Origin of the sequence: Breznakia sp. PF5-3 (assembly GCF_029504745.1) — a bacterium.
GTDB lineage: Bacteria > Bacillota_I > Bacilli_A > Erysipelotrichales > Erysipelotrichaceae > Breznakia.
The window spans coordinates 1-24,823 of sequence record NZ_JAQFIQ010000034.1 but is presented as its reverse complement, the minus strand read 5'-3'; the positions used below and the strand labels follow the sequence as shown (position 1 = coordinate 24,823).

The 24,823-nt window shown below is 32.8% G+C and carries 23 protein-coding genes and 1 riboswitch; of the genes, 22 read left to right on the top strand and 1 reads right to left on the bottom strand.

The window, feature by feature from the left end; translation table 11 throughout:
- Positions 1–171 precede the first annotated feature (171 nt).
- The 14 genes from M2475_RS08480 to M2475_RS08415 all read left to right on the top strand — a co-directional run bounded on the left by M2475_RS08480 (position 172) and on the right by M2475_RS08415 (position 16,710).
- Positions 172–642: a PTS glucose transporter subunit IIA gene (locus M2475_RS08480; RefSeq protein WP_277490859.1), complete on the top strand. Its 471-nt coding sequence runs from the start codon at positions 172–174 to the stop codon at positions 640–642.
- A gap of 259 nt (positions 643–901) precedes the next feature.
- Positions 902–2,665, top strand: coding sequence for a sigma-70 family RNA polymerase sigma factor (locus M2475_RS08475; RefSeq protein ID WP_277490857.1), 1,764 nt, complete (start codon positions 902–904; stop codon positions 2,663–2,665).
- Positions 2,666–2,797: 132 nt separating this feature from the next.
- Positions 2,798–3,217: a 30S ribosomal protein S12 gene (gene rpsL, locus M2475_RS08470; RefSeq protein WP_277490855.1), complete on the top strand. Its 420-nt coding sequence runs from the start codon at positions 2,798–2,800 to the stop codon at positions 3,215–3,217.
- 30 nt (positions 3,218–3,247) lie between these two features.
- The gene (rpsG, locus tag M2475_RS08465; protein WP_277490853.1) at positions 3,248–3,718 is read left to right on the top strand and encodes a 30S ribosomal protein S7; all 471 of its coding nucleotides are present in this window, start codon (positions 3,248–3,250) and stop codon (positions 3,716–3,718) included.
- A 12-nt stretch (positions 3,719–3,730) separates the two neighbouring features.
- A complete protein-coding gene (gene fusA / locus M2475_RS08460; RefSeq protein ID WP_277490852.1) occupies positions 3,731–5,803 on the top strand; it encodes an elongation factor G in 2,073 nt (690 codons plus the stop codon).
- Positions 5,804–5,918: 115 nt separating this feature from the next.
- Positions 5,919–7,103: an elongation factor Tu gene (gene tuf / locus M2475_RS08455; protein WP_277490851.1), complete on the top strand. Its 1,185-nt coding sequence runs from the start codon at positions 5,919–5,921 to the stop codon at positions 7,101–7,103.
- A 372-nt stretch (positions 7,104–7,475) separates the two neighbouring features.
- Positions 7,476–7,919 carry a DUF1307 domain-containing protein gene (locus M2475_RS08450; protein ID WP_277490849.1) on the top strand — a complete coding sequence of 148 codons (444 nt, stop codon included), beginning with the start codon at positions 7,476–7,478 and terminating at the stop codon, positions 7,917–7,919.
- Positions 7,920–7,928: 9 nt separating this feature from the next.
- Positions 7,929–8,573: a hypothetical protein gene (locus M2475_RS08445; protein WP_277490847.1), complete on the top strand. Its 645-nt coding sequence runs from the start codon at positions 7,929–7,931 to the stop codon at positions 8,571–8,573.
- 55 nt (positions 8,574–8,628) lie between these two features.
- The gene (lepB, locus tag M2475_RS08440) at positions 8,629–9,156 is read left to right on the top strand and encodes a signal peptidase I (RefSeq protein ID WP_277490845.1); all 528 of its coding nucleotides are present in this window, start codon (positions 8,629–8,631) and stop codon (positions 9,154–9,156) included.
- 57 nt (positions 9,157–9,213) lie between these two features.
- Entirely contained in the window at positions 9,214–10,548 is a 1,335-nt protein-coding gene (locus M2475_RS08435; protein ID WP_277490844.1) for an RNA polymerase sigma factor, read from the top strand.
- A 174-nt stretch (positions 10,549–10,722) separates the two neighbouring features.
- Entirely contained in the window at positions 10,723–12,279 is a 1,557-nt protein-coding gene (locus M2475_RS08430; protein ID WP_277490842.1) for a bacterial Ig-like domain-containing protein, read from the top strand.
- Between the two features lie 64 nt (positions 12,280–12,343).
- Positions 12,344–15,463, top strand: coding sequence for a dockerin type I domain-containing protein (locus M2475_RS08425; protein WP_277490841.1), 3,120 nt, complete (start codon positions 12,344–12,346; stop codon positions 15,461–15,463).
- Between the two features lie 36 nt (positions 15,464–15,499).
- Positions 15,500–16,579, top strand: coding sequence for a hypothetical protein (locus M2475_RS08420; protein WP_277490840.1), 1,080 nt, complete (start codon positions 15,500–15,502; stop codon positions 16,577–16,579).
- Complete coding sequence (locus M2475_RS08415; RefSeq protein WP_277490839.1) at positions 16,576–16,710, top strand: hypothetical protein; 135 nt, start codon at positions 16,576–16,578, stop codon at positions 16,708–16,710. Before M2475_RS08420 ends, M2475_RS08415 begins: the two co-directional genes overlap by 4 nt.
- A gap of 493 nt (positions 16,711–17,203) precedes the next feature.
- Here M2475_RS08415 and M2475_RS08410 read toward each other — a convergent pair whose 3' ends face one another.
- Positions 17,204–17,884, bottom strand: coding sequence for a hypothetical protein (locus tag M2475_RS08410; protein ID WP_277490838.1), 681 nt, complete (start codon positions 17,882–17,884; stop codon positions 17,204–17,206).
- A 217-nt stretch (positions 17,885–18,101) separates the two neighbouring features.
- On the opposite strand from M2475_RS08410, the gene M2475_RS08405 reads away from it, so the two are divergent.
- The 8 genes from M2475_RS08405 to M2475_RS08370 all read left to right on the top strand — a co-directional run bounded on the left by M2475_RS08405 (position 18,102) and on the right by M2475_RS08370 (position 24,791).
- Entirely contained in the window at positions 18,102–19,511 is a 1,410-nt protein-coding gene (locus M2475_RS08405) for an amino acid permease (protein WP_277490836.1), read from the top strand.
- 79 nt (positions 19,512–19,590) lie between these two features.
- The gene (locus M2475_RS08400) at positions 19,591–20,913 is read left to right on the top strand and encodes a M18 family aminopeptidase (protein ID WP_277490834.1); all 1,323 of its coding nucleotides are present in this window, start codon (positions 19,591–19,593) and stop codon (positions 20,911–20,913) included.
- Entirely contained in the window at positions 20,913–21,527 is a 615-nt protein-coding gene (locus M2475_RS08395; protein ID WP_277490833.1) for a hypothetical protein, read from the top strand. Before M2475_RS08400 ends, M2475_RS08395 begins: the two co-directional genes overlap by 1 nt.
- A 198-nt stretch (positions 21,528–21,725) precedes the next feature.
- Positions 21,726–22,241: a hypothetical protein gene (locus tag M2475_RS08390; protein WP_277490832.1), complete on the top strand. Its 516-nt coding sequence runs from the start codon at positions 21,726–21,728 to the stop codon at positions 22,239–22,241.
- Positions 22,242–22,285: 44 nt separating this feature from the next.
- A riboswitch (TPP riboswitch) is annotated at positions 22,286–22,384 on the top strand.
- A 35-nt stretch (positions 22,385–22,419) separates the two neighbouring features.
- Positions 22,420–22,938, top strand: coding sequence for an energy-coupled thiamine transporter ThiT (locus M2475_RS08385; RefSeq protein ID WP_277490831.1), 519 nt, complete (start codon positions 22,420–22,422; stop codon positions 22,936–22,938).
- Positions 22,939–23,006: 68 nt separating this feature from the next.
- Entirely contained in the window at positions 23,007–23,753 is a 747-nt protein-coding gene (locus M2475_RS08380; RefSeq protein WP_277490829.1) for a nitroreductase family protein, read from the top strand.
- Between the two features lie 40 nt (positions 23,754–23,793).
- A complete protein-coding gene (locus M2475_RS08375) occupies positions 23,794–24,549 on the top strand; it encodes a hypothetical protein (protein ID WP_277490827.1) in 756 nt (251 codons plus the stop codon).
- Positions 24,550–24,662: 113 nt separating this feature from the next.
- Positions 24,663–24,791 (top strand): hypothetical protein, encoded by a 129-nt coding sequence (locus M2475_RS08370; protein ID WP_277490826.1) that lies wholly within the window; start codon positions 24,663–24,665, stop codon positions 24,789–24,791.
- Positions 24,792–24,823: the final 32 nt, after the last annotated feature.

Sequence of the window (24,823 nt, the reverse complement as noted above, 5' to 3'; positions counted from 1 at the left end):
CCGTTAAAATATACTGAACCGCCGTATACGGAACCGTACGTACGGTGGTGTGAGAGGTCGGTAACTGAATTAATCAGTTACCTCCTACTCGATTGATTATGGATTATTGCAGAATTTGAATACATAATATGATAAAATAAAAATATATTATAAAGGAAGAGGGTGTATAGAATGGATGATAATCAATATGTAACATTGCTTTCTCCGTTGAGTGGTGAGATTAAGCCGCTTCGTGAGAGTAAAGATGAAGCAGTAGCACAAGGACTATTAGGACGTGGTATATTAATTAATCCAGATGGAGAAAAAGTATTTTCGCCATGTGATGGAGAAATTGTTTTAGTATATCCTACGAAACATGCCATCATCATTAAATCAAGTGATAACATTGCAATTTTAATTCACATTGGTATGAATACAGCTCAACTTGATGGAAAAGGGTTTAATGTATTTGTGAAAGATGGAGATTCTGTGAAACGTGGTGATTTATTGATGAAGTTTGATAGAAAAATCATGGAGAAAAATAATATATCTTTGTTGTCTCCATTTGTTTTTCCTAATTTAAATGATAATGATTTTTTATCTGTTTTTTCACTTGGTAAAGTAGCGGAAAAAGATCCTTTAGTTGGTATTAAAAGAAAATAATTTTATTTGGTTTCTAATTTTTTTTGGATATTCTTATAAAGTAACTTTTTCTGTTTTTTCTTAAGTCTATAGTCTTTTGAAATACTAAACAGTAGTTGGTGAATAGTTATGTATTTTTTCATTCTAATCAGCTCCTGTTACAGTTATAAGACGAGATAGTTTAAAAAAAGTTTTAAAAAAGTTAAAACTTTAGGAAAAGGTTAGTCGTCAAGTGGTTGAAAGGAGATAGGTTTATTAAACCTTTGTGTGGGTAATGAGTGTGTTTAATTTTAAAAGAAGAAGCGTAGAAGAGGGACTTAGTGACTATGTATGTAGGGCTAGGGACGGAGATCAAAAAGCGATACAAGAAATTTATGAACAAACTTCAAATAATGTATATTTTGTAGCAAAGAAGTTTGTAAGTGATGAACAAACAGTTTTTGATATTCTCCAAGATGCATATGTGATAGCATTTTCGAAGTTATCACAATTGGATGATGATAATAAGTTTCCACAATGGATAAATAGGATTGTTGCCAATAAAGCAAAAGATTATTTAAAGAAAAAAAAGCCGTTTCTTTTTACAGATACAACAGAAGATGATCAAAATATTGAGGAGTTTATTGAAGATGATAAAATAGAGTTCAATCCATCAGAAACATATAATTATAATGAATTGAAAGAAGCTATATCAAATATGATTGATGAATTAAGTGAAGAAAATAGAATGTGTATTCTTATGTTTTATTATCAACAACTATCAATCAATGAAATAGCAGATATCTTAGATATATCACCAAATACGGTAAAAAGCAGATTAAATTATGGCAAGAAGCAAATCAAGCGGAAAGTAGAAGAAGTAGAATCAACTGGGACGAAATTGAGGAGTGTGGCACCAATTCCACTTTTCTTATATATATTAAAGGATTTAGCAAGTTCTACTATCGTTCCTGAAGTTGTTTCTACCACGACCCTAGCTGCAATAGGTGGTACAGCAGTGGGTACAGGAGTGATTACAATTGCCGGCGTGACGATTGCAACTGCTACAGTTGCTAAAGTTATAGCTGGTGTTAGTGCTGTTGCAGTACTGGCAACAGCAGGTATTTTAATTAATAATCAACAACTGAAGCAAAAAGAAACAGTTGATATCAATCCGCCAAGTGAAACACAACCCCACCCGATTGATACGCAAACTGCTTTGAATGAAGATACATGGCGTGTTGTTCCTTCACATTATCTTGATGAGCGACCAATCGCACTTTATGATAAAGGATTTTTACTTACTGAAAATGGCAAGTCAAAATTTGTAGATATTGACAATACCGTGGTTTTTGAGAAGCAAGAAAAATATCGTCAATGTTTGGGGGAAGATGCTTATGCATTTGTATATCCACCCAAAGATGAGTATTCTATGGAAGCAATTCACTATGTAGTGGATTTAATAGATGTTGAAGTGGAGGATAAAGGGATATGTAGTGGAATTGGTGGCACATATCCTCCAGTTGTTTATTTTTCAGATAGACAACAAGTATATATGCTCATGCAAGATTTTAATGAAACAGGAACTTCGTTTGATACAAAACTAAAATGGGTTTTATATCAAACTCGAGAAAAAGATACGACTGAAATTATTGAGGTAGATACACATCGGTTTGATAATCCACAGTTTGACTATAAGGAAACAAAAAAATATATTGTTTTTAGAAATGATAAGCCTATTAGTCATAATATATATGATGAAGTAAGAACAGTTTATATTACGGTAGCTGGTCCTAAAAGAGTATATGGATTAGCGGCACTTCGTAAAGGAGATAAATGGAAATTAATAAATGAAGAAGGAATAAACTTAACATCAAACCTCTATGATGATATGGAAGTTTTAAATAAAAATTATGCATATTTTAAACTTGGTGATGAAATGGGATTGTTGGATAATAAAGGGAATATTCTTTTTCAAGGGAAATATGATGATTTGAGTGCACCAGCAAATGGTGTAATCATGGTAAGGAAAAACGGAATATGGGGTTTTATGGATCTGAAATAAATAATAAAAGAGTGTTGACATCACTCTTTTATTATTATATTATTAATAGGCTAGCGAAGTTCCGAAAGGAACATTTTAAATGCTACAAAATGACACACCCGGAAATGTGTGTAAGATTTGAAAGGAGAAAATATGCCTACAATTAATCAATTAGTTAGAAAAGGTCGTCAAGATAAAGTATGGATTATGAAAGCACCTGCTTTGAACAGAGGGTACAACTCTTTGAAAAGTCGTCCAACAAATCAAGCGGCACCACAAAAACGTGGAGTATGTACGCGTGTTGGGACAATGACGCCAAAGAAACCAAACTCTGCTCTAAGAAAGTATGCTCGTGTTCGTTTAAGTAACGGAATGGAAGTAAATGCTTATATCGGAGGGATTGGACACAATCTTCAAGAACATAGTGTTGTGTTAATCCGTGGTGGACGTGTTAAAGATTTACCAGGGGTTCGTTATCACGTGGTACGTGGAACACTTGATTGTGCTGGTGTAAATGATCGTAATCAATCTAGATCATTATACGGTACAAAAAAACCAAAAGCTGCGAAATAGTCGCACAATCATGAAAAGGAGGTATTAGATATGCCAAGAAAAGGACATATTGCAAAACGTGATGTATTAGTAGATCCAATTTACAACTCTAAATTAGTTACTCGTTTAATTAACAAAATCATGGTTGATGGTAAAAGAGGAGTTGCACAAACAATCTTATACAATGCGTTTGATATTATTGAAGTAAAATCGGAAAAGAAACCGATGGAAGTGTTTGAACAAGCACTAGAAAATGTTATGCCAATGTTAGAACTTAAAGCAAGAAGAGTTGGTGGTTCAAACTACCAAGTACCAGTTGAAGTTTCTCAAGAGAGAAGACTTACATTAGGACTTCGTTGGATTGTTAACTATGCTCGTTTAAGAAATGAAAAAACAATGGAACAAAGATTAGCAGCTGAAATTATGGATGCTGCTGAAGGAAATGGAGCTTCTGTTAAGAAACGTGAAGATATCCATAAAATGGCGGAAGCAAATAAAATGTTTGCTCACTATCGCTGGTAGGAGGACGATGGCATGGCTCGTGAATTTACATTAGAAAAAACACGTAATATAGGGATCATGGCCCATATCGATGCTGGTAAAACAACAACTACTGAGCGTATCCTTTATTATACAGGGGTAAATCATAAGATTGGGGAAACTCATGATGGTGCCAGTACAATGGACTGGATGGACCAAGAAAAAGAACGTGGGATTACGATTACATCAGCAGCTACAACAGCTGCTTGGAATGGGTATCGTGTAAACATTATCGATACACCAGGTCACGTTGACTTCACCGTTGAAGTTGAACGTTCACTTCGTGTATTAGATGGTGCGGTTACCGTATTGGATGCTAAAGCTGGTGTTGAACCACAAACCGAAACGGTTTGGCGTCAAGCAACATCTTATGGAGTACCTCGTATTGTATTCTGTAATAAAATGGATGCTACAGGTGCTGACTTTGATATGAGTTGTCATACAATTATTGATCGTTTAGGAGCGAAGAGTGCTCCAATTCAATACCCTATCGGTGCTGAAGCAAACTTTAACGGAATCATTGATTTGGTTGAAATGAAAGCTTATAATTATACAAATGAGTTAGGAACAGAAATTGAAACAATCGAAATTCCTGCTGATTTAAAAGCAAAATGTGATGAATTACATCAAGGATTGATTGAAGCAGTTGCTGATTTTGATGATGAACTTATGATGAAAGTTCTAGAAGGTGAAGAACCTACTATTGATGAAATTAAAGAAGCAATTCGTAAAGCTGTTATTACCGGTGAATTCTTCCCTGTACTTTGTGGTTCAGCATATAAGAACAAGGGAGTTCAATTATTGCTTGATGCAGTAATTGCTTACTTACCTTCGCCTATTGATGTACCAGCAATTACTGGTACAACACCAAAAGGTGAAGAAGAAGCTCGTGAATCTTCTGATAGTGCACCATTTAGTGCATTAGCATTTAAGATTATGACAGATCCATATGTTGGAAAATTATCTTATTTTAGAGTTTATTCAGGAACAGCAAAATCTGGAACATATGTATTGAATGCGACGAAAAATAAAAAAGAACGTTTTGGACGTATTCTACAAATGCACTCGAATGAGCGTAAAGAAATAAGTGAAGTGAATGCTGGAGATATTGCTGCAGCAGTAGGATTGAAAGATACTACTACTGGAGATACATTGTGTGCTGAAGATGCACCAATCGTACTTGAATCAATGGTATTCCCTGAACCAGTTATTCGTGTTGCTGTAGAACCTAAGTCAAAAGGTGACCAAGACAAGATGGGACTTGCTTTATCGAAACTTGCTGAAGAAGATCCAACTTTCAAAACTTATACAGATGAAGAAACAGGACAAACAATTATCGCTGGTGTAGGTGAACTACATCTTGATATCATTGTTGACCGTATGAAAAGAGAGTTTAAAGTAGAAGCAAATATTGGGGCACCTCAAGTTGCTTACCGTGAAACAATTCGCAAGGAAGCAGATTGTGAAGGGAAATACATTAAACAATCAGGTGGACGTGGACAATATGGACACGTTTGGATTAAATTTGAACCAAATCCTAATGAAGGATTCATATTTGAAGATAAGACAGTTGGTGGATCGGTTCCTAGAGAATATATCAAAGCTGTTGGTGAAGGAGTGGAATCTGCTTTACATAATGGTATGCTTGCAGGATATGAAGTAATTGATATCAAAGCAACTTTATTTGATGGGTCTTACCATGATGTCGATTCAAGTGAAATGGCTTATAAGATTGCTGCTAGTATGGCACTTAAAGAAGCTGCAAAGAAATGTGATCCAGTACTTCTTGAACCAATCATGGAAGTTGAAGTTACAGCACCAAGTGAATACTTGGGATCAGTTATGGGGGATGTATCATCTCGTCGTGGAATGATTGATGGACAAGAAGAAAGAGGAAATGCAATTAGCGTTAGAGCAATGATTCCACTTTCAGAAATGTTCGGATATGTAACTGACTTACGTGGGTTCACTCAAGGGCGTGGTAACTACTCAATGAAGTTTGCACACTACTCTGAAGTACCAAAAAGTATTGGTGAAAAAATCATGAAAGAACGTGCAAGTGCATAATTCATTTTAGATGTTGCTTTTATGATTATTTTGATTTAAAATAAAAAAGGATAACTAAATTAATTTGTGGTAAAAACCACTAAGATGAAAAGAAACTTATTAGGAGGAAATTAAAATGTCTAAACAAAAGTTCGATAGATCGAAAACACATGTTAATATTGGAACAATTGGTCACGTTGACCACGGTAAAACAACATTAACAGCAGCTATTACAAATGTATTAGCTAACAAAGGTCAAGCTGAAGCGCAAGCTTATGACCAAATTGATGGAGCACCAGAAGAAAAAGAACGTGGAATTACAATCAATACTGCACACGTTGAGTACCAAACAGAAAAACGTCACTATGCACACGTTGACTGTCCAGGTCATGCTGACTACGTTAAGAACATGATTACTGGGGCTGCACAAATGGATGGAGCAATCTTAGTAGTTGCTGCAACTGATGGGCCTATGCCTCAAACACGTGAACACATTCTACTTGCAAACCAAGTAGGTGTTGACAAAATCGTTGTTTTCTTAAACAAATGTGATATGGTTGATGACGATGAATTAGTAGATTTAGTTGAAATGGAAGTTCGTGAATTATTAAGCGAATATAACTTTGATGGAGATAACGCTCCAGTAATTCGTGGATCTGCTCTTAAAGCTCTTGAAGGAGATGCTGCTTGGGTAGAAAAAATCAATGAATTGATGGATGCAGTTGACGAATACGTTCCAGATCCAGTACGTGAAACTGACAAACCATTCTTGATGTCAGTAGAAGATGTTTTCACAATTACAGGACGTGGTACAGTTGCTACAGGACGTGTTGAACGTGGACAATTAAACATCAATGAAGAAGTTGAAATCGTTGGTATCAAAGATACTAAGAAAACAGTTGTTACAGGAATTGAAATGTTCCGTAAATTGTTAGATTACGCTGAAGCTGGAGACAACATTGGAGCATTGCTTCGTGGAGTTAACCGTGATGAAATCGTACGTGGACAAATTCTTTGTAAACCTGGTAGTGTAACACCACATACTCAATTTAAAGCACAAGTATATGTTTTAAGTAAAGAAGAAGGTGGACGTCATACACCATTCGTTTCTAACTACCGTCCTCAATTCTACTTCAGAACTACGGATGTAACAGGAGTTATTACTTTACCAGAAGGAACTGAGATGGTTATGCCTGGTGATAACGTAGAAATGACAGTTGAACTTATTGCACCAATCGCGATTGAACAAGGAACTAAGTTCTCAATCCGTGAAGGTGGACGTACAGTTGGAGCTGGAAACGTTACTGAAATTATTAAATAATTTAAAAAATAGAATATTTACATTAAGAATGCCATTTGGCATTCTTTTTCGTATTATAAAGTTAAGAGATATCTTAATAAAACATAAGACTTACGCAAATGTGTGAGGGAATGTGATATACTTTAATTAGGGAGTGTTCACATTTGAGACTTAGATCTCGTAAAAACCTTTATAGCTTAGACTATTGATCAAGGTTCACTCCCACATATTGCATATAAAAGCTAAGAGTTATTTAAGATACTCTTGGCTTTTTTTTGTGGAAAAATGATTTTTTTTTAAAGATGTAGAACGCAATTGATTTTTCTTTCGTCATATTTATGAAGTGAGCAGAAATATCTGTAGCTTGAATAAATGAAGAAAGGAAACTGAGAAATGAGAAAAAGAATATTAATGCTATTTTCATGTGTGCTACTATTAGGAGCATGCGGATCAAAGACAAAAGAAACAGTATGTACATTTGAAGATATAACAACACCAGAATCTACGGTGACAATGGAATCAAAAGATGGAGAGGTTCAAAAGATTACATATGATAATCAAATTGAAGTTGATGAGGAACTATATTCAAAAGAAGATTTAGAAGAAATAGCTAAAACGGTTGGGAAACAGTATAAAAAAATTAAAGGAGTAGACTACTCGTATAAAATTTCAGATAAAGAGTTAAAAGAAACAATTAAGATAGCAATTGACGATAGTACGATTAAAGAATTGAAAGAGTCAGGTTTACTAGTTCAATTTTTGTCAGCAGATGAAGATAAAATTAAACTTGAAACAGCTAAAAAGAATTTAAGTGAAGCGGGAATGAAATGTAAGTAGGAGAAGATGATGAAGAAAATTAAGGAAATTATGACATTTATTCAAAATAGTGATAAATCCAAGAAAAGACTCAAAATAGTATTGGTTACTTTAAGTGTTGTTATCGTACTAGTTGCAACAATATCAATATTTGAAATGTCAAATAGTAAGGATTCGGTAGTTGCAACCTCATACATAGAAAATATCGTATATAAAAAAGAAAAGACTAATACTGATGTGCAGGTGGCAATTATGATTAGCGGAGATGCTGATGAGTCAAAGCTGAGCGTTACATCTAACAAAAAGAAAATAGCAGTAAAAAAAGAAGATGATGTTCTTCATTTTATAGTACAGAAGAATGGAAATTATAAGATTTCATATGGAAAATTTAGCGAAACGATAAAAATCGATAATATTGATAAAGATGGGCCTGTATTGAAAAGTATTAATAAGGATTCGTCTGGCTTATTGACATTAACAGTAACTGATAAAGGTAGTGGGATTGATTATAAGAAGTCACATATTAAAGTTGATGATGAAAAAATTACTATCATGAAAAGCAAACAAGATATTGCTGTAATTAAAGAAGCGTTAGAGAAGGATGCTACCTTGATGTTATATGATAAAGCTGGTAACTATGCATCTTATGATATACGGGTAGAGGATATAGAATAAACTTATAATGAGAGAAACTGATGATAAAGATAAAATCAAGTACTGGAATATCATTATGATAAAAGTACTAATAATTTTTCTGATTTTGATTTTTGTAATTACAAGATTTATTTTTCATCAAGTTGAAATTTATGGTGATAGTATGTATCCTACATTAAAAGCTGGTGAGTATGGCGTTAGTAATAAATTATTTTCTAATATTAAAGATATAAAGCGTTTTGAAATTGTAATCATAAAAGATACAAATAATAGAAAAGGTGAAGATATAGAATTAGTGAAAAGAGTGGTTGGTTTACCTGGAGAAACGATTTTCTATATGAATGACAAACTGTATGTAGATGGGATAGAAGTAGAAGAACCGTTTTTAGATGCGCAATATAAACAGAACTATCTTAAAACATCATCAGTTTTTACGAAGGATTTTGGTCCTGTTTCTTTGAAAGAAGATGAATATTTTGTATTGGGTGATAATCGCCCTTACTCTAGTGATTCACGTTCTTTTGGAGCGATTAAAGCAAAAAATATTATTTCAAGAGGGATTATTATTCTATATCCATTTAATTCTTTTGGGAATGGTAAATGATATAAATTCAAAACGTATATAAATTGGTTGACGTCATATGTATAGAGAGGGCAAAATATGTCAAAATTAAAGGAAAAGATAATACGACAATTTCTAGATGGAGATGATACGGTTTTTCCTGAAATATATAGGAATTATCAAAATAAAATTCATTATATGGCATTCTCTGTTTTGCATAATAGTGCAGACGCTGAGGAAGTAGTGCAAGAAACATTTATAAAGATTATAAAAAACCGTGGAAATGTAAAAGAAACAGGAGCATTTAACTCCTGGGTTTTTAGGATAACTTATAATTGCAGCCTAGATATATATCGGAGAAATGTTAAATATTCTGAAAGAAATGAAGTTCTTTTTGAAGATGTATATTCAAATGATGATGCTAGCACAGAAGAACAAATGGTGCGAAATGAACTTTTTTTAGAGGTTAAAGAAGAAATTAATAAGTTGCCAAATGAGTCACAAAGAATTGCAACACTTCGTTTTGTTGGTGATTTGAATATTGATGAAATTGCCCAAATTATGAATATGCCTGAGGGGACAATCAAAAGTAGATTATATCGAATTCGCAAGATTTTACAAAAAGAATTAACTAATAAAAAAATTACACCATCTAGGTATTTAATGTTTTCGATTAATCCATTAACAGTGCGGTTATTTCAACGAATTGTAGAAAGTGAGTCACTTAGTATGGATAAGCAAGACTTTATTTATAAAACGATTGCACAATCTACAGAGATAACAACAATTGCTTCAGTAGGTGTGCAGGGGGTATCAACAGCTGTAACAGTTGCTATTATTTCATCAAGTATTCTGATTGGTGGAACAAGTGCATATATTGGTATTAATGAATTACAAGCATCAAATAATGAAAGTGAAGCAATTTTGGAAGAAGCAAAGCTTGAAGAAATAAATTTTGATGACAATTTGACTAATAAAAATCTTCAAATTGTTTTAAGGTTTGATAATGATATAAATGAGGAGTTGATTTCTATTATCTTTAATAACGAGAGCATAGAAGTACATAAAGAGGATCAAAAAACGATAAGCTTTATTGCTAAAGGTAATGGAATATATAATTTTGCTTACGGAGATTTTCATAAAGATATAGCTATTTCTAATATTGACAAATCTCTCCCAGAGATAGTTTCAATGGAAGAACGAAATGGGCTATTACAAATTACAGCTATGGATGATTTAGCAGGGGTTGATTTTTCTAGATCATATTTTATTTCAAATAATCAAAGAATTTCATTTAAAAGCATTGATGATAAAAATATGATTGCAACATTACAGGAACAAATACTTGCAAATGGCGAATTACGATTGTATGATCATGCTGGAAATTATGCAACATTTGATATAAAGGTGAATGATATAGTAGAGGCAAATTGATTTGGTTTAAATTAATATAGTTAAAAATATGTAATATGTTAGCCAAAAATATATTACATATTTTATTTGAGTTATTTAAAGATTATTTTGAATAGAACGTAATTTATTTTCATTTCGTCATAACTTGTGAGGACGAAGGTTCTTAGTAAAGATTTAACAGGAAGGAGAAATAAAATGATTAAATCGAAAATGAAATTTAGAGTTAGTTTCATATGTATGCTTATTGTAGCACTTGTTGGAACTGGACTTATTATTGAGGGTTCACGTAGCAAAGCGCACGCAGACCAGCAAGTGAGTACACTTGCCCCACCTTTTAAAGCTACGCACTCAGTAACATGGGCAGATGGTTCTGCGGGATATGGTGTATCACCATCATCTTATGTAGAAGATGGGGTAACTTATTTTCAAGATGGAAGTATTATTGAGGTGGCAGTTGTATTGCCAGATAATCATAGTACAATCAGTACAATGAATGAGATACGTTATGATTCAACGAAACTAACATTAGTATCATCGTATACTGATGTTACAGCAACGATGCCAAGTAGCTTTTACAAAGATAATTTTGAAATGCTTTGTAATGGGTACCCAATTGACGCAACAACAAGTATGATAAGGATCCAAGCAGCATCAAGGACTTGTACACCTAATTATGAAGGTGGAAAGTTGTGTAAAATTTATTTCAAAATTAACCAAGGAGTTGCCACTGAGGAGGGAACAACAATAACATTTACATCACCATACTTTGATGCTATTGATGCAAATTTTGATTATTTGACATTAGGTTTTGATCCAGCAGATAAGTTATCAATGTTCTGTGAATGTGACCCATTCTCAATTGTTGTGAAAAAACCAAAAGCAAATGAAACTTCACCTAGCATTAGCTTAGAAACAGCTACAAAAACAATTTATGAAGGTGATGTGTTTGACCCTAGTAGTTTAATTTCGTCAGTTAAAGATAGCCAAGGAAATACAGTCGGTAAAGAAAATGTAACAATTTCTGGAGGAGATGGAGTATTCACGAAACATCAACCAGAAGCTGGAACATACACATATACATATTCAATTACAGATGATTATGGAAAAACAACAACGGCTACAGCAACAGTAACAGTTACAGAAAGAACATATACAATTACAAAAGTAGATAAAACAGGAAAAGAGTTTACGTTTGATGCTGGTACTTCTGAAGATGATATGAAAAAAGAATTACAAGATGCAGTAAATGATGCATTTAAGGTAACGGTATCATGTAATGATGGATCAACATTTATGGTTGAAGGTGTTGCTTTGAATGGAAATACGGAAAAATATAAGGTAGATAGTGATGGTAAATTAATTGGTGATCAGACATTTGGTGTCAATTATGAATTGGTAATGCCAATTATATCTTATGATAGCGATGGTAATCGCGTAATTACAAAATATAATGGTAGCGATGTAAATGAATGGAATAAATTAAGTGCTACTAAAGAGAATTACATTGTGAAAGGTCTAATAAAAATAAATGGATCAAATAATAGTGGGAACAATGGTAATAACAGTGGAAACGGAAATGATGGAAGTAAAGATTCAGTAATTTCTGCAGCATCTACTGCTGGAGCGGGAGATGGTTCTACTGGTGTTGGAACAGCAGATACTACAAATACTATTGCATGGATGTTTACAGCATTGATGTCAATGGTAGCGATGGGATTTGGTGTTAAAAAAGTTAAATCAAGTAGTAAATAGAAAAGATAAATAAAGAAAAGGTGTGAAGGCATCTTTTCTTGCTTGTCGATTTAGAAAGGATAATATGAAAAAAAATATATTCAAATTAAATAAGATGTTTTTTGCTATAGCTTTAGCAATTACATGCATTTTGCCATCTTCGTTATTGAATGTTAGCGCAATTGTGGGTGATGGCGTATCAGTTTATGGTCCGATTGTTATGAACAATACAGTGACTTGGAATGATGGAACTGGCTATGGAGTTTCTGCTCCAAGTTATAATGAAGGAGGGACAACATACTATAGAAATGGAAGTATTCTTGAAGTTAGATTATCTTTACCAGTAGATAATTATGCAATTTCTTTAAAAGAAGAAGTTCATTATGATCCTACAAAGGTTCAATTAATTTCAACCTCTGATGATATTTTGGCGTCTTTAGATTCGAACTTCAAAGCAAGTAGCTGGTCTAACTTGGTAGGGATTCATTCAGTTTCGAGTACGCATTCATATATATTATTACGTTCATCTACATATAAAACAGATGTACCTATTAATGAAGGTGGAGCGATTGCAAAAATATATTTCAAGATAAATAATGGTGTTGAAACAGATGCAGGAACACCAATAACTTTTGATTTTAAAAATTATGATGCAGTAGATATTGATTTCAACTGGTTAACACCAGGATATGATATAAATGATAAGATCAATACAATGTCTTGTGACTTACCAAGCGTAACTGTAATGGCAAAGTCACCAAGTGTTAACTTTAATGCAAAAGACGGCTTTATTACACAAAGTGATGCAAAGCTTATAAATACAGCAATGGATTTAAAAGCAACTAATAAAGTAGTTGCTGAATTGGGAGATGGAACGCCTTTGAATTTAACTGCAACAGCATCAAATTTAGCTGCAATTAAATCGGGAACTTTAGGAGCTTATACAGTTACATATTCGTATAGTGATGCAGGTTTATCAGATTCTAAAACAGTTAAGTTAAATGTTATTGAAGATGGAAGTACAATTTCTCCAGACGGAAATAATGCAGTTTATGCAAAAGATAAAATTATTACACAAAGTGAAGCTAAAGCATTATCAAGCACTTCACAGTTGATTAATTTAAATAGTGCTAAAGTTACAAAGAGCGATGGGACAAGTGCAGTTCCAAGTGTTGTATGTAGTCAATTTTCAACATTGAAAACAGGAAAAATTGGTGCTTATCCTGTCACTTATAAGTATGGTAGTGGCCAAGGGTTAGCAGAAAAAACTGTTAACGTGGTGGTTGTTCCAGATGGATCAGAAATTTCTCCAGATGGAAAATTCGCAGTATATGCAGAATCGGGATTTATAAAAGAATCCATTGCGAAAAATTTAACTAATCGTAATGAGCTTCGTCCATACAATAAAGCAATTGTATATTTAGCCGATGGTACAACTGCGAATCCTGATGCATCAGTATCAGCAAACAATTGGACAGAAATCAGAAGTGGTAATAAAGGTGGATATGATGTGTATTATGCTTATGGTTCTGGTGTGAATGAAACGGATCTTAAAGTTAAAATCACCGTTATTGGAGATAACGATGAAGTTTCTAAGAATGAAAAATATAGTCTATCAGCAGATGATATTGAATTGTCTGAAAGTGAAGCTAAAGCTTTAGTTAGTCAAAGTGATTTGATTGATTTAGCAAATGCACTTGTTACAGATTCAGATGGAAATACATACACTCCACAAATTAGTGTGTCGGATTGGACAAATATTAAAAAGGGTGTAATAGGTGATTATACTATAGTGTTCTCATATGGAAGTGGTGATGATGCGGTTAGCAAAACTGTAACTTTAGAAATTGCAAAAGACAAAGCGCATCAAATTGAAGGGGAAAATGCTCAAATTACACAAACACAAGCAAGAGCATTAGTAGCTAAGGAAGACTTAATAGGTATTAATAAAGTAAAAGTAACAGCAATGGATGGAACAAATCCTACTCCTAGTGTAACAACGTTAGATTTTGCATCAATTAAACTAGGAACAATTGGAACATATGAAATTGCATATACATATGGAACAGGTGATAAACAAGTTACTGAAACTTTTAGAGTAAATGTTATCGATGATGATGCAGCAACTGATGAATACGGAAGCTTATCTGCAAAAGATGGATTTATTTTCCAAAAAGATGCAAAAGCATTAAGAGCTAAAGCAGATTTAATTCCAATTAATAAAGCTGTTGTTATGATGCTAGATGGAACAACTCCTACACCAAATGTAAATGTTACTACAGGTGAATGGTTAGATGTTCTAGATGGTGCTTTAGGAACATATAATGTTACATATTCATATCCTACACCTGCAAGTACTTTATTAAAAAAGGTGAAATTAACAGTAATTAAAGATGGGTCTGAAGTTTCTGAAAATGAAAAAGCAAGTTTATATGCAAAAGACAAACATATTACAGTAAGTCAAGCAAAAGCATTATCAGCAAAAACAGATTTATCCACTTATAACGAAGCATTAGTGACAATGTTTGATGGTAGCACAGCTACACCAAATGTTACAGTGACAAATAATGAATGGTTGGATATCAAAAAAGGAACATTGGGTTCTTACGATGTTATGTATACATATGGAACAGGTGATGGTTATGTTGAAAAAACAGTAAAAATCACAGTTGTTTCAGATGAAGCTGTAATATCACCAGATGGAAAAGTTGCATTAGAAGCAAATGATGGTGAAATTACAAATGATGATGCAAAGAAAATTACAAAAGCAGAAGATTTAATTCCGTTTAATGAAGCAGAAGTAGTATTTGCGGATGGAACGACTGCGGCTCCAACTGTATCTATTTCTAATGGCAACTTAAACAATATTAAAAATGGTGTTTTAGGAGATTACAACATTACATATAGTTATGGAACAGGTAGTAGTTATGTTGAAAAAACAGTTACAATCAGTGTTGTTCAAAAAACAAGAGATGTTATGTTATTTGATTACAATGAAAATGGAATGGTTGATTCATATGATAAAGCTAGATTTAGTTACTACATAATGAATGAAGATTCACAAACAGAGTTAGTACTTCTATTATCAGATGCGAACGGAAATGGAATTATAGATTCATATGATGTAGCGAGAATTAACTATCACTTAATGAATCCTAGCGATGAACCTCCTTATGTCAAGGTTCCAGCAGGAGTTAATTTATAGAGGGTTATGTATTAAGAAAGGATTTGTTTATTTATTATGAAAAAGAATATATTATTATTGGTTATGGTTGGACTGCTGTTTTGGATGGAAAATGGTAGCATGAATGCTCAAAATAAAGTGACATCAAATCAAGTGTCGAGAACTTTGCATCATACGATTGAGTATGTTGGGGGTGGTGCGCAACCGTATGAGGAAAATGGTGTAATGCATTATCAAAATGGGAATATTATACAAGTTAATATAATACTTCCTGCGAATACAGATGCAGTATCTTTCATGGAGAGTATCACATATGATTACAATAGTTTGGAGTTATACAGTAGTTTCAGTGAAGTGAATTCTTCTATGTGTGCTGAGTTAAAAAATACTGGATGGTCAAATATGTCTCAAAATGCTAATGGAAAGAAAGGGAAAATTCGGTTTGTTAGTGAAAAAAGAGATCCAGGTACTGGAAACAAGAGTGGGGGTATTGTCGCTAAAATTAAGTTTCGAATTCGTAACGTAGACACAAGTACGAGCGGAACAAATATAGCCTTTACTTTTGGTGATTTTAATATGACCTCAATGATTGATGGAGAGCTTATGCTCTCACATGATGGGTATGACGAGAATGATATATCAACAATTTGGTGGACAATAGAAACTATTCAGATTGTAGCTGGGAAAAAACAGTCTGCTTCGATAAGTCCTAATTATCCTAATATTCCTGAAAGTGGAAACCAAGGGAATCAAGTGAATCTTGATAGAGAAGTGGTAGACAAGGTGATAAATGAAATAGGATCGAAAGAAGTTGAGAAAATTTTAGACACAGTTAGACGAAAAGAGTACAGTTTCACACTAAAAAAGGAAAGTAGTCTGTCTGGTGAAAATCGTTATGATTCAATCATAGCAAGACTGAAAGAGATTGATAAATTAAAAAATGATGAAAACTATAAGGTTTATTCATTTGATAGAGACGAGTTTACAGAAGTTAAGAAATCACTTTCCGTATTAAATCAAACTTGTTATACGCATTGGATATTACTAGGTATAAGCACATTGTTGATTGCTACAACTGTAGGTTATACAAAAGTGCGAAACACACATTTGAAAGAGTCAAGGAGGATGCAAGCATGATTTGTTGGTATGATATTATTGCGATGATTATTTTGGTGTTTACAGTAATATCATGTTACTTATATTTAGTCGCAAATAAGAATAGACGAAAAGATGACCAAGAAATAATAGAACGATTTTATAAGGAATAAATGTATAAATTATCTTAATATAAACGAACATAGCAAAATCTGAATTTTTTAGTTCCAATATAAAATGAAAAATCAGAGTAAAATCGCGGAAATAACCTCTCCGCGATTTTGTTGTTTATCGAAAGTATTTTTTCGGTTAGATTTCAAAGTAAATGCAATAAATCAGGTTTTCAATAAAAATATAGAATAATACTAAAGAAATGAGCGATTTTCTATATAAATCTCGCTCATTTCTAAGTTATTGTGTATAATATAGTTAGTTAAGGACATGACGAAAAAAGGTTGCTACCTTTTAGTTTTCAACCTTATTGCAATGGAATAAGTTGTGTCTTAGGTGCGAAATTGTTATTTATTTTTTCAATTTTACATCTTTTGGATCAATTCTTTTTATACCAAGAATCTCTGACTTTATGCCAAACTTTTTACTAAAGGCTTGATATGGTGATCGTCCCTTTAGTGATTTCCTGTTTAAGAATTGATATGAGAAAACGCTTCAGATATATCTTCTTGAGTTAGATTGTCGAAGGTTTTCTTTTTTTTTATGGATATATCGAAATAATTCATGATTGCGTTCACATCCTCCTTTTTGAAATGATGAGTAAGGATCACAGAAGAAAAGTTTAAAGAATTGTTCTCCAGTCTCTAAGTCTTGTTCTTCATTGTGCAAATTTTTGAATTCTGACCCATTATCTGTGAGAATGCAATCAAAGAAAATTCTATGATAAAGCTGTTGTAATTTTTGAATGAGATTTCGAATACAACTGTTCACAGATTTGCAGCTTCTAGGTAAATCAATGTTTCTGCATGTAAGAAGTGTTTGATCAATATAACGACGTATTGTGGATTCAGATTTTAAAATCGTCTTATCACTTTGAAGTATATGATATAAAGACTGTCCTTGTAATACACGTGGAGATATCTTTTTATCTAATTTTTTGATATCAGCATTTGATAGAGAAGGTTTACTTCTTGAGTTTTTTAATTCCTTCCTAGCTATTTCATTGGCACTATAAGCATCATATTTAAACCTTGTTTTTGTACATCTCGGATACTTTTCACAATTATTGCAAGTATACGGGAATTTTTCTGTAAACGGACAATTTAGACGACTTTGGTGGTCCTTACTATGGTAATACTGGTTTTGCTTGTATGCTTGTTTAATTCTATGCTGCATAATTTCTCTATAGATTGTTGAACTGTTTACATTTAAAAGTTCTGCAGCTTCTAGCAAGGAAATACGTTGACTAAATTCAATATTGTATTTTCAAGGTTATTGCAATCATCTATTGCATTAACCTTGAAGTCTAACAGAAAGTATTTTCTCATTTTTATGAATGTACTTATTTAAAAATAAGAGTATAATAATATATGTTTGGAGAGTGAGGGGAAGTATGAAAGAGTCAAAAAAAATCTTATGGTATAATCTTGCTTTTATGGCTTTTGCATCTGTTTGGAGCTTCGGAAATGTAGTAAATGGTTTTTCTGAATATAATGGATTAAAAGCAATTGTTTCATGGATACTAATGTTTGCCTTATATTTTGTTCCATATGCACTTATGGTTGGTGAAATGGGATCAGCATTTAAGAATTTAGGTGGTGGAGTAAGTTCATGGATTCATGAAACAATTGGACCACGAATTGCGTATTATGCAGGTTGGACATATTGGGTAGTACATATGCCATATATATCACAAAAACCACAAAGTGCACTTATTGCACTAAGTTGGGCGATTACAGGAAGTGCAACTTATGTTAATGATATGAATCCATTATTGTTGCAGATAGGTTGTTTATTGGTGTTCTTGATCTTTGTATTGATATCTACAAGAGGAATCAATCCACTTAAGAATATTGCGACGATAGCGGGTTCTTCCATGTTTGTCATGTCGCTTTTGTTTATAGTATTAATGATGGCGGCACCAGCGATTGCAGGTGATCAAATTCATTCAATTGACTGGAGTTTAGATACGTTTATGCCATCCTTTGATGGGAAATTTTTAACTTCATTATCAATTTTGGTATTTGCAGTTGGAGGGTGTGAGAGGATATCTCCATATGTAAACAAGATGAAGGATCCGAGTAAAGGGTTTCCAAAAGGGATGATTTTCTTAGCAATCATGGTTGCGATAACAGCCATCTTGGGAACAATAGCATTAGGTATGATGTTTGATCCAAATAATATTCCTGAAGATTTAATGATGAATGGTGCATATTATGCATTTCAAAGATTAGGGGAATATTATCATGTAGGAAATTTATTTATGATTATATATGCTTTATGTAATGTGGTAGGACAATTGTCAGTGTTAATTGTTTCAATTGATGCTCCACTTCGTATGTTACTAGATTCAGCGGATACAAACTATATTCCAAAAAATATGTTGAAGCTTAATGATAAAGGGGTATATATTAATGGAATTAAATTGGTTACGGTTATTGTTGCAATCTTAATCATTGTACCAGGATTGTTACCTGGTGATGTAAATGCAATGTTTAAATCTTTGATTCAATTAAACTCTGTTACCATGCCACTACGATACTTATGGGTATTTGTTGCTTATATTGCGTTAAAACGAGCTGGTAACAAATATAAAGCTGATTATCAATTTACAAAGAGTAAAGTTTTAGGTTTAATTGCAGGGATTTGGTGTTTTGCTTTTACAGCATTTGCTTGTTTAGGTGGTATGTTTAAAGGTGATCTTCAACACATCGCTTTAAATGTTCTTACACCATTTGTATTGCTAGGATTGGGATTAATATTGCCAGCTATAGCAAGACGACAAAACGGAAAGAAAGCGTAGGCTTTCTTTTTCATTTGTATTCAAATAGATATTAGAAATAAAGAGTGTTATAATACGCATAAGATATGGAGGATATTTCATGTTAGAAAATATAAATAAAGAATTATTATCGTTTTTAAAAGATAGTCCAACATGTTTTCATGCAGTTGCAGAAATTAAAAAGCAATTGGATGAAGCAGGGTTTACACAATTAGATGAAACGACCCAATGGAATTTGACAAAAAATGGAAAATATTACACCATTCGTAATGGCTCAAGTATCATTGCTTTTCATATTGGAAAAGATATGGATAATTATCATTTCCAGCTTACGGCAGCACATAGTGATTCACCTACGTATAAAGTAAAAGAAAATGCTGAATTAGCTGGACAAGGAGGATATTTACAATTAAATACAGAAGGCTATGGTGGAATGCTTGCGGCTTCTTGGTTCGATCGTCCTTTATCATTGGCGGGGCGGATTGTAGTCAAGGAAGGAAATACAATACAATCAAAGTTGTTGAAAATAGATCGTGACATTCTTGTTATTCCAAATGTTGCAATTCACTTGAATCGCGATGCAAACAATGGAATTAAATATAATAATCAAGTAGATTTATTACCATTATTTAGTGCGGGAGAATTACAAGCAGGTGACTATTACAAATTTTTGGCTGCTGAGTTAGGTGTAAAACGCGAAGATATATTGGGAAGTGATATGTTCTTATACAATCGTGATAATTCCATTGAATGGGGAGTGAAGGATGAATTCATATCTTCTCCACGGTTGGATAATTTACAATGTTCATTTGCATCTTTAAAAGGGTTTATGAATGCAGAGAATACAAAGTCAATTGCAGTATATGCTTGTTTTGATAATGAAGAAGTTGGTTCTTCCACAAAACAAGGAGCTGGATCAACGTTCTTATATGATGTATTGCAGCGAATCAATTTAAGTTTAGGATATGAAAATAAAGACTACTATAGTGCAATTGCTAAAAGCTTTATGCTGTCTTGTGATAATGCACATGCAGTTCATCCAAACCATCCAGAATTAACAGATAAAAAGAATTGTGCTTATTTGAATAAAGGAATTGTAATAAAGTATAATGCAAACCAACGTTATACAACCGATGCAATTAGTAATGCAGTATTTACTGATTTGTGTAATCATTTTAAAATTCCTTATCAACATTTTGCAAATCGTAGCGATATGGTTGGAGGAAGTAGCTTAGGAAATATATCATCTACTAAAGTATCTATGAATGCAGTGGATCTTGGACTTCCACAACTTGCAATGCACTCAGCATATGAAACTGCAGGTAGTAAAGATACTGCTTATTTGGTGGAGGCTATAAAACATTTCTTTGAATCGGATATTCGAATTGATGATGTAAGTAAAATAGAGGTCAATTACAAATAATGAAAGCAATTGATTATTCAGATATTGCAAGAGATAATGAACGCCGAGTAAAAAAGCTAACGGAAAAACAAAAGGAAGAGTATACGAAAATTCTTTCTTATTTACTTAACAATCATCCTGATGATTTAAATATATATGTATCCGTTGTATTGAGCAATCTAGAAGAAGGGAAATCGATACCAAGTGATTATCGTAAATATATTCAAAGGATAAAAAGAAATGGATTAATAAAAGAGGAACAGAAAAAAATTCGTGATCGCGATTATGAGAAATTTAATGTATCAAATATTTGGGAAGTGTTTACAACATTCATTGTATTGCTTTTCTTTAAAAACTGGTTGACAGAAAATTATTTGATTCATTATTCGGCAGATATTTTGATAGCGATTCTTGCCTCATATGTGGCGATACGTAGCTTTTTAATTAAAAGAAGAATTGTCTTAAAGTATAATTTTGAAAAAAGATATTTATACTTAGATATTTTTGCTTTGATAGTTTGTGTCATTATCAAATTAGTTGTTAAGACAAACTTTGATATTACTTTCTTGATATTAGTTATGTCTTATTTGATTACACAACGACAAATGAAACCGATGTTTGCTAATGTTGTTTAAATTACGTTTTATATATCAGACTATTAATGAAAGTTAATAGTCTTTTTTTGATGATGATATAGATAATGTTTAAGATTGTACTTGTCTATAAGCAATCATATCAAACTAGTCTGTTTATGGGGTGGATGCTGGCTTTATGATTTTATATAATTAAGAAAATAGCATTCAATAAAATCATTTTCTTGGTATAATGGTGTTATGGAAACCAAAGATAAAAAAAGAGATTATAAGGTACCAAGTGAATTAATGGATGCTTTGCATGACCCTTGGTCAAAAAAGGAACTTTCAAAACAAAGGATATTACCAAAGAAGAAAATAAGTGAAAGTAAAAAAAGAAATTCTACTACAAGTGATACATTGGTGAAAGAGACGATTGAAAAGTTTAATACATATGTATTTGAAAGTAGAGATGAATTGAAATATGAATCTTTTTGTAGTGAAGAAGTGATATCTAAAATAGAGACGGAATTGGTAGGGGTGACATATATATCCTCTATGCTTGTGTCGGTAAAAGAAGTGGATCAAAATGAAATTCATAAGCTTGTTGATTTTACTTTGTTTCAAACAGTAGATAAAGGAAAAAGTCTTTTGCGTAAAAACAAGCAAGTAGCTCAATCAATGCATATGCGTGTACGATTAATGATGGATGTAGATCGTAAGATATGGAGAATTGATAAATTGAAGATTAAAGGGATAGAGTCAATGGATTATTGATGTTCATATGGTTGCTTTTCTTAAATAGATAATTTATAATGTGTAAGTCAAGACAGGGGCGCCAGAAATGGCTGAGATGTGTATACAGTCCCTTATGACCTGATCTAGTTAATACTAGCGTAGGGAGTCTGATCTTATTGTAAGATTACTTTGCTACGCCTCACGGAGGTGTTTTTTTATGAAAAGAAATCAAACTAGAGATATTGTATTAATGGCATTTTATATTGCCTTGTTTATGGTGTTAGACTATCTAACAAACATGGTACCGTTCTTGCAGATGCCAAATGGTGGTTCTTTGGGGGTTTCAACAATTGCCTTGTTGATGGCTTCTTATCATTTGGGTTGGAAGAAAGGATTTATGGTTGCATTGTTATCAGTGTTTGCTCAGTTTATAACTGGGCCAATGTATACCCCAGATCTAATTGGGTTTGCGTTAGATTACTTATTTGCATTCAGTGTATATGGGTTAGCAAGTTTATTTCCAAATTATGGATTATTTTATACAGGGGTATTAATAACGAATGTAGCAAGATTTGTCTTCAGTACTATTTCGGGGGTTATCGTTTGGGGGTTGGACTTACTCCCTTCAGCAGCATATAATTTTTCTTATATGGGGCCTACATTGATTTTAGGACTATTATTAATCCCGGTATTATTAAAGGCGTTAGAACCAACTATGAAAAGAAGTGTAGCATAAGCTATACTTCTTTTTACTTTAACTAATATGCTATAATATGCATATTGAGAAATACAGGAGGAACGAGAATGAATGAAATAATAAAAAGCTTAAATGATCGTAAATCGGTAAGAGTTTTTGAGGATAAGGAAATCTCTGCTATAGATAAAGAAGCAATTATAAATGCTGCTATCCAAGCACCTAGTGCGGGTAATCAAACGATGTATACAATCATTGATGTAACCGATCAAGAATTGTTAACCAATCTATCTAAAAGCTGTGACAATCAACCGTTTATAGCGAAAGCAAAATTGGCTTTAATTTTTTGTGCGGACTATCAAAAGTGGATTGATACATTTTCAATTGTAGAAAACAATCCTAGAAAGCCAGGTGTAGGTGAGTTGTTGTTAGGGTGTAACGATGCATTAATCGCAGCACAAAATGCAGTTGTGGCTGCTGAGAGCTTAGGTATAGGATCATGTTATATTGGAGATATAATGGAGAAATATGAATATCATAAAGAGGTGTTGAATCTACCAAGATATGTTTTTCCAGTTACAATGATTGTCTTTGGATATCCTACTGAACAGCAAGCAAAGCGTAAAAAACCAAAAAGATTTGATAAACAATATGTTGTACATGAAAACACATATAAGAGGATGGATGATAAGACCCTTGAAAAGATGTTTGTGGATCGTGCAAATTTGACTCCAGAGGTTCCTTTTGAATTCAATACGTGGGTACATGCTTTCTATAATCGCAAATATGATTCGGATTTCTCTAAAGAGATGACGCGTTCCATCAAAGCATATATAAAAGATTTTGATGATGAATAAAAGTTTAAGTTTTATATTGGAATAGAATGAAGGGGTATGTATGAAGAAGAAAGTATTAATAGTGTTATCGATTTCGATTTTTGTTGGGATTTGTATAGCGAGTTCATCACCGCCAGAAGAATATGGATTAGAAACTAGCTATTATAGCTCTCTTGCATTCGCAAAAGAGATTCTTAAATATTCAGCTATAGTGGCGGGTATTCTAGTTTTTCTTTGGATTTTGTTTGTTATAGAAAGAGAAAAACATAGAGAAGAACTTTCAATATCGTACGATCAAAGGGTGTTAGAGATTGAAGATGCTATTAGATTAAATGATGCAGAGTTTACACAAACAAAATTTAAGTTAGAAGTTCAACAATTGTTAGTAGCAATTTATACAGATGCAGAGCATATTGAATATGCGAAAAATGTAGCACAAGATGCAAAACGAAAAATGTTAGCAGATATTGATGATGGATTTACAGTGAAAGAACTCAATATTACAAAATTATTATTAGGTGATTATTGGGTTAAACAAGGAATAGCTTGTTTGAGTGTAGTTATTGATTATGAAGTAAAAGATAAAGATTCAGAAGTGAAAGCTTTACAACACACATTTAGATTTAAGCGCCGCAAAGAGGCAAAGACTTCATTTTTTATTTCCAAAGAAACAAGAGTGAACTGTAAACAGTGTGGAGCACCTATTAGAAAGAACACGTTATCAAATTGTGAATATTGTGGGTGTGTAACATATTGGTTACCGTTTTCTTGGAAGTTGACAAGTGTGGAAAGCTATACAGATGTACTGTACTTATAAAATGGTATGTTGATATTTTTTGAATTTTAGGTAGAAAAGCGATTATAATATGCTTTGAAACTTGTGGTGAATCATAGATGAAAAAGTAGTTTATTAAAAAGGTAGATTTTATTATGAAAGTCTATCTTTTTTTTATGATAAGTTCTTCTATAACTTGTTCTGAAACAGGGGCGATGAAAAAAGGCTTGAATGTCAGAAGAAATGCAACAATGAAGGAAAAAGAAGCAAAAGGTGATGGATAAACAAGAAAAATAATAAACTATATTCCTATATT

Coding starts and splice junctions, on each gene's coding strand:
- rpsG (WP_277490853.1), top strand. CDS start 3,248: ATGCCAAGAAAAGGACATATTGCAAAACGTGATGTATTAGTAGATCCA.
- M2475_RS08420 (WP_277490840.1), top strand. CDS start 15,500: ATGAAAAAGAATATATTATTATTGGTTATGGTTGGACTGCTGTTTTGG.
- M2475_RS08425 (WP_277490841.1), top strand. CDS start 12,344: ATGAAAAAAAATATATTCAAATTAAATAAGATGTTTTTTGCTATAGCT.
- M2475_RS08450 (WP_277490849.1), top strand. CDS start 7,476: ATGAGAAAAAGAATATTAATGCTATTTTCATGTGTGCTACTATTAGGA.
- M2475_RS08415 (WP_277490839.1), top strand. CDS start 16,576: ATGATTTGTTGGTATGATATTATTGCGATGATTATTTTGGTGTTTACA.
- fusA (WP_277490852.1), top strand. CDS start 3,731: ATGGCTCGTGAATTTACATTAGAAAAAACACGTAATATAGGGATCATG.
- rpsL (WP_277490855.1), top strand. CDS start 2,798: ATGCCTACAATTAATCAATTAGTTAGAAAAGGTCGTCAAGATAAAGTA.
- M2475_RS08405 (WP_277490836.1), top strand. CDS start 18,102: ATGAAAGAGTCAAAAAAAATCTTATGGTATAATCTTGCTTTTATGGCT.
- M2475_RS08400 (WP_277490834.1), top strand. CDS start 19,591: ATGTTAGAAAATATAAATAAAGAATTATTATCGTTTTTAAAAGATAGT.
- M2475_RS08480 (WP_277490859.1), top strand. CDS start 172: ATGGATGATAATCAATATGTAACATTGCTTTCTCCGTTGAGTGGTGAG.
- M2475_RS08390 (WP_277490832.1), top strand. CDS start 21,726: ATGGAAACCAAAGATAAAAAAAGAGATTATAAGGTACCAAGTGAATTA.
- tuf (WP_277490851.1), top strand. CDS start 5,919: ATGTCTAAACAAAAGTTCGATAGATCGAAAACACATGTTAATATTGGA.
- M2475_RS08430 (WP_277490842.1), top strand. CDS start 10,723: ATGATTAAATCGAAAATGAAATTTAGAGTTAGTTTCATATGTATGCTT.
- M2475_RS08395 (WP_277490833.1), top strand. CDS start 20,913: ATGAAAGCAATTGATTATTCAGATATTGCAAGAGATAATGAACGCCGA.
- M2475_RS08385 (WP_277490831.1), top strand. CDS start 22,420: ATGAAAAGAAATCAAACTAGAGATATTGTATTAATGGCATTTTATATT.
- M2475_RS08445 (WP_277490847.1), top strand. CDS start 7,929: ATGAAGAAAATTAAGGAAATTATGACATTTATTCAAAATAGTGATAAA.
- M2475_RS08435 (WP_277490844.1), top strand. CDS start 9,214: ATGTCAAAATTAAAGGAAAAGATAATACGACAATTTCTAGATGGAGAT.
- M2475_RS08410 (WP_277490838.1), bottom strand. CDS start 17,884: ATGCAGCATAGAATTAAACAAGCATACAAGCAAAACCAGTATTACCAT.
- M2475_RS08370 (WP_277490826.1), top strand. CDS start 24,663: ATGAAAGTCTATCTTTTTTTTATGATAAGTTCTTCTATAACTTGTTCT.
- M2475_RS08380 (WP_277490829.1), top strand. CDS start 23,007: ATGAATGAAATAATAAAAAGCTTAAATGATCGTAAATCGGTAAGAGTT.
- lepB (WP_277490845.1), top strand. CDS start 8,629: ATGATAAAAGTACTAATAATTTTTCTGATTTTGATTTTTGTAATTACA.
- M2475_RS08375 (WP_277490827.1), top strand. CDS start 23,794: ATGAAGAAGAAAGTATTAATAGTGTTATCGATTTCGATTTTTGTTGGG.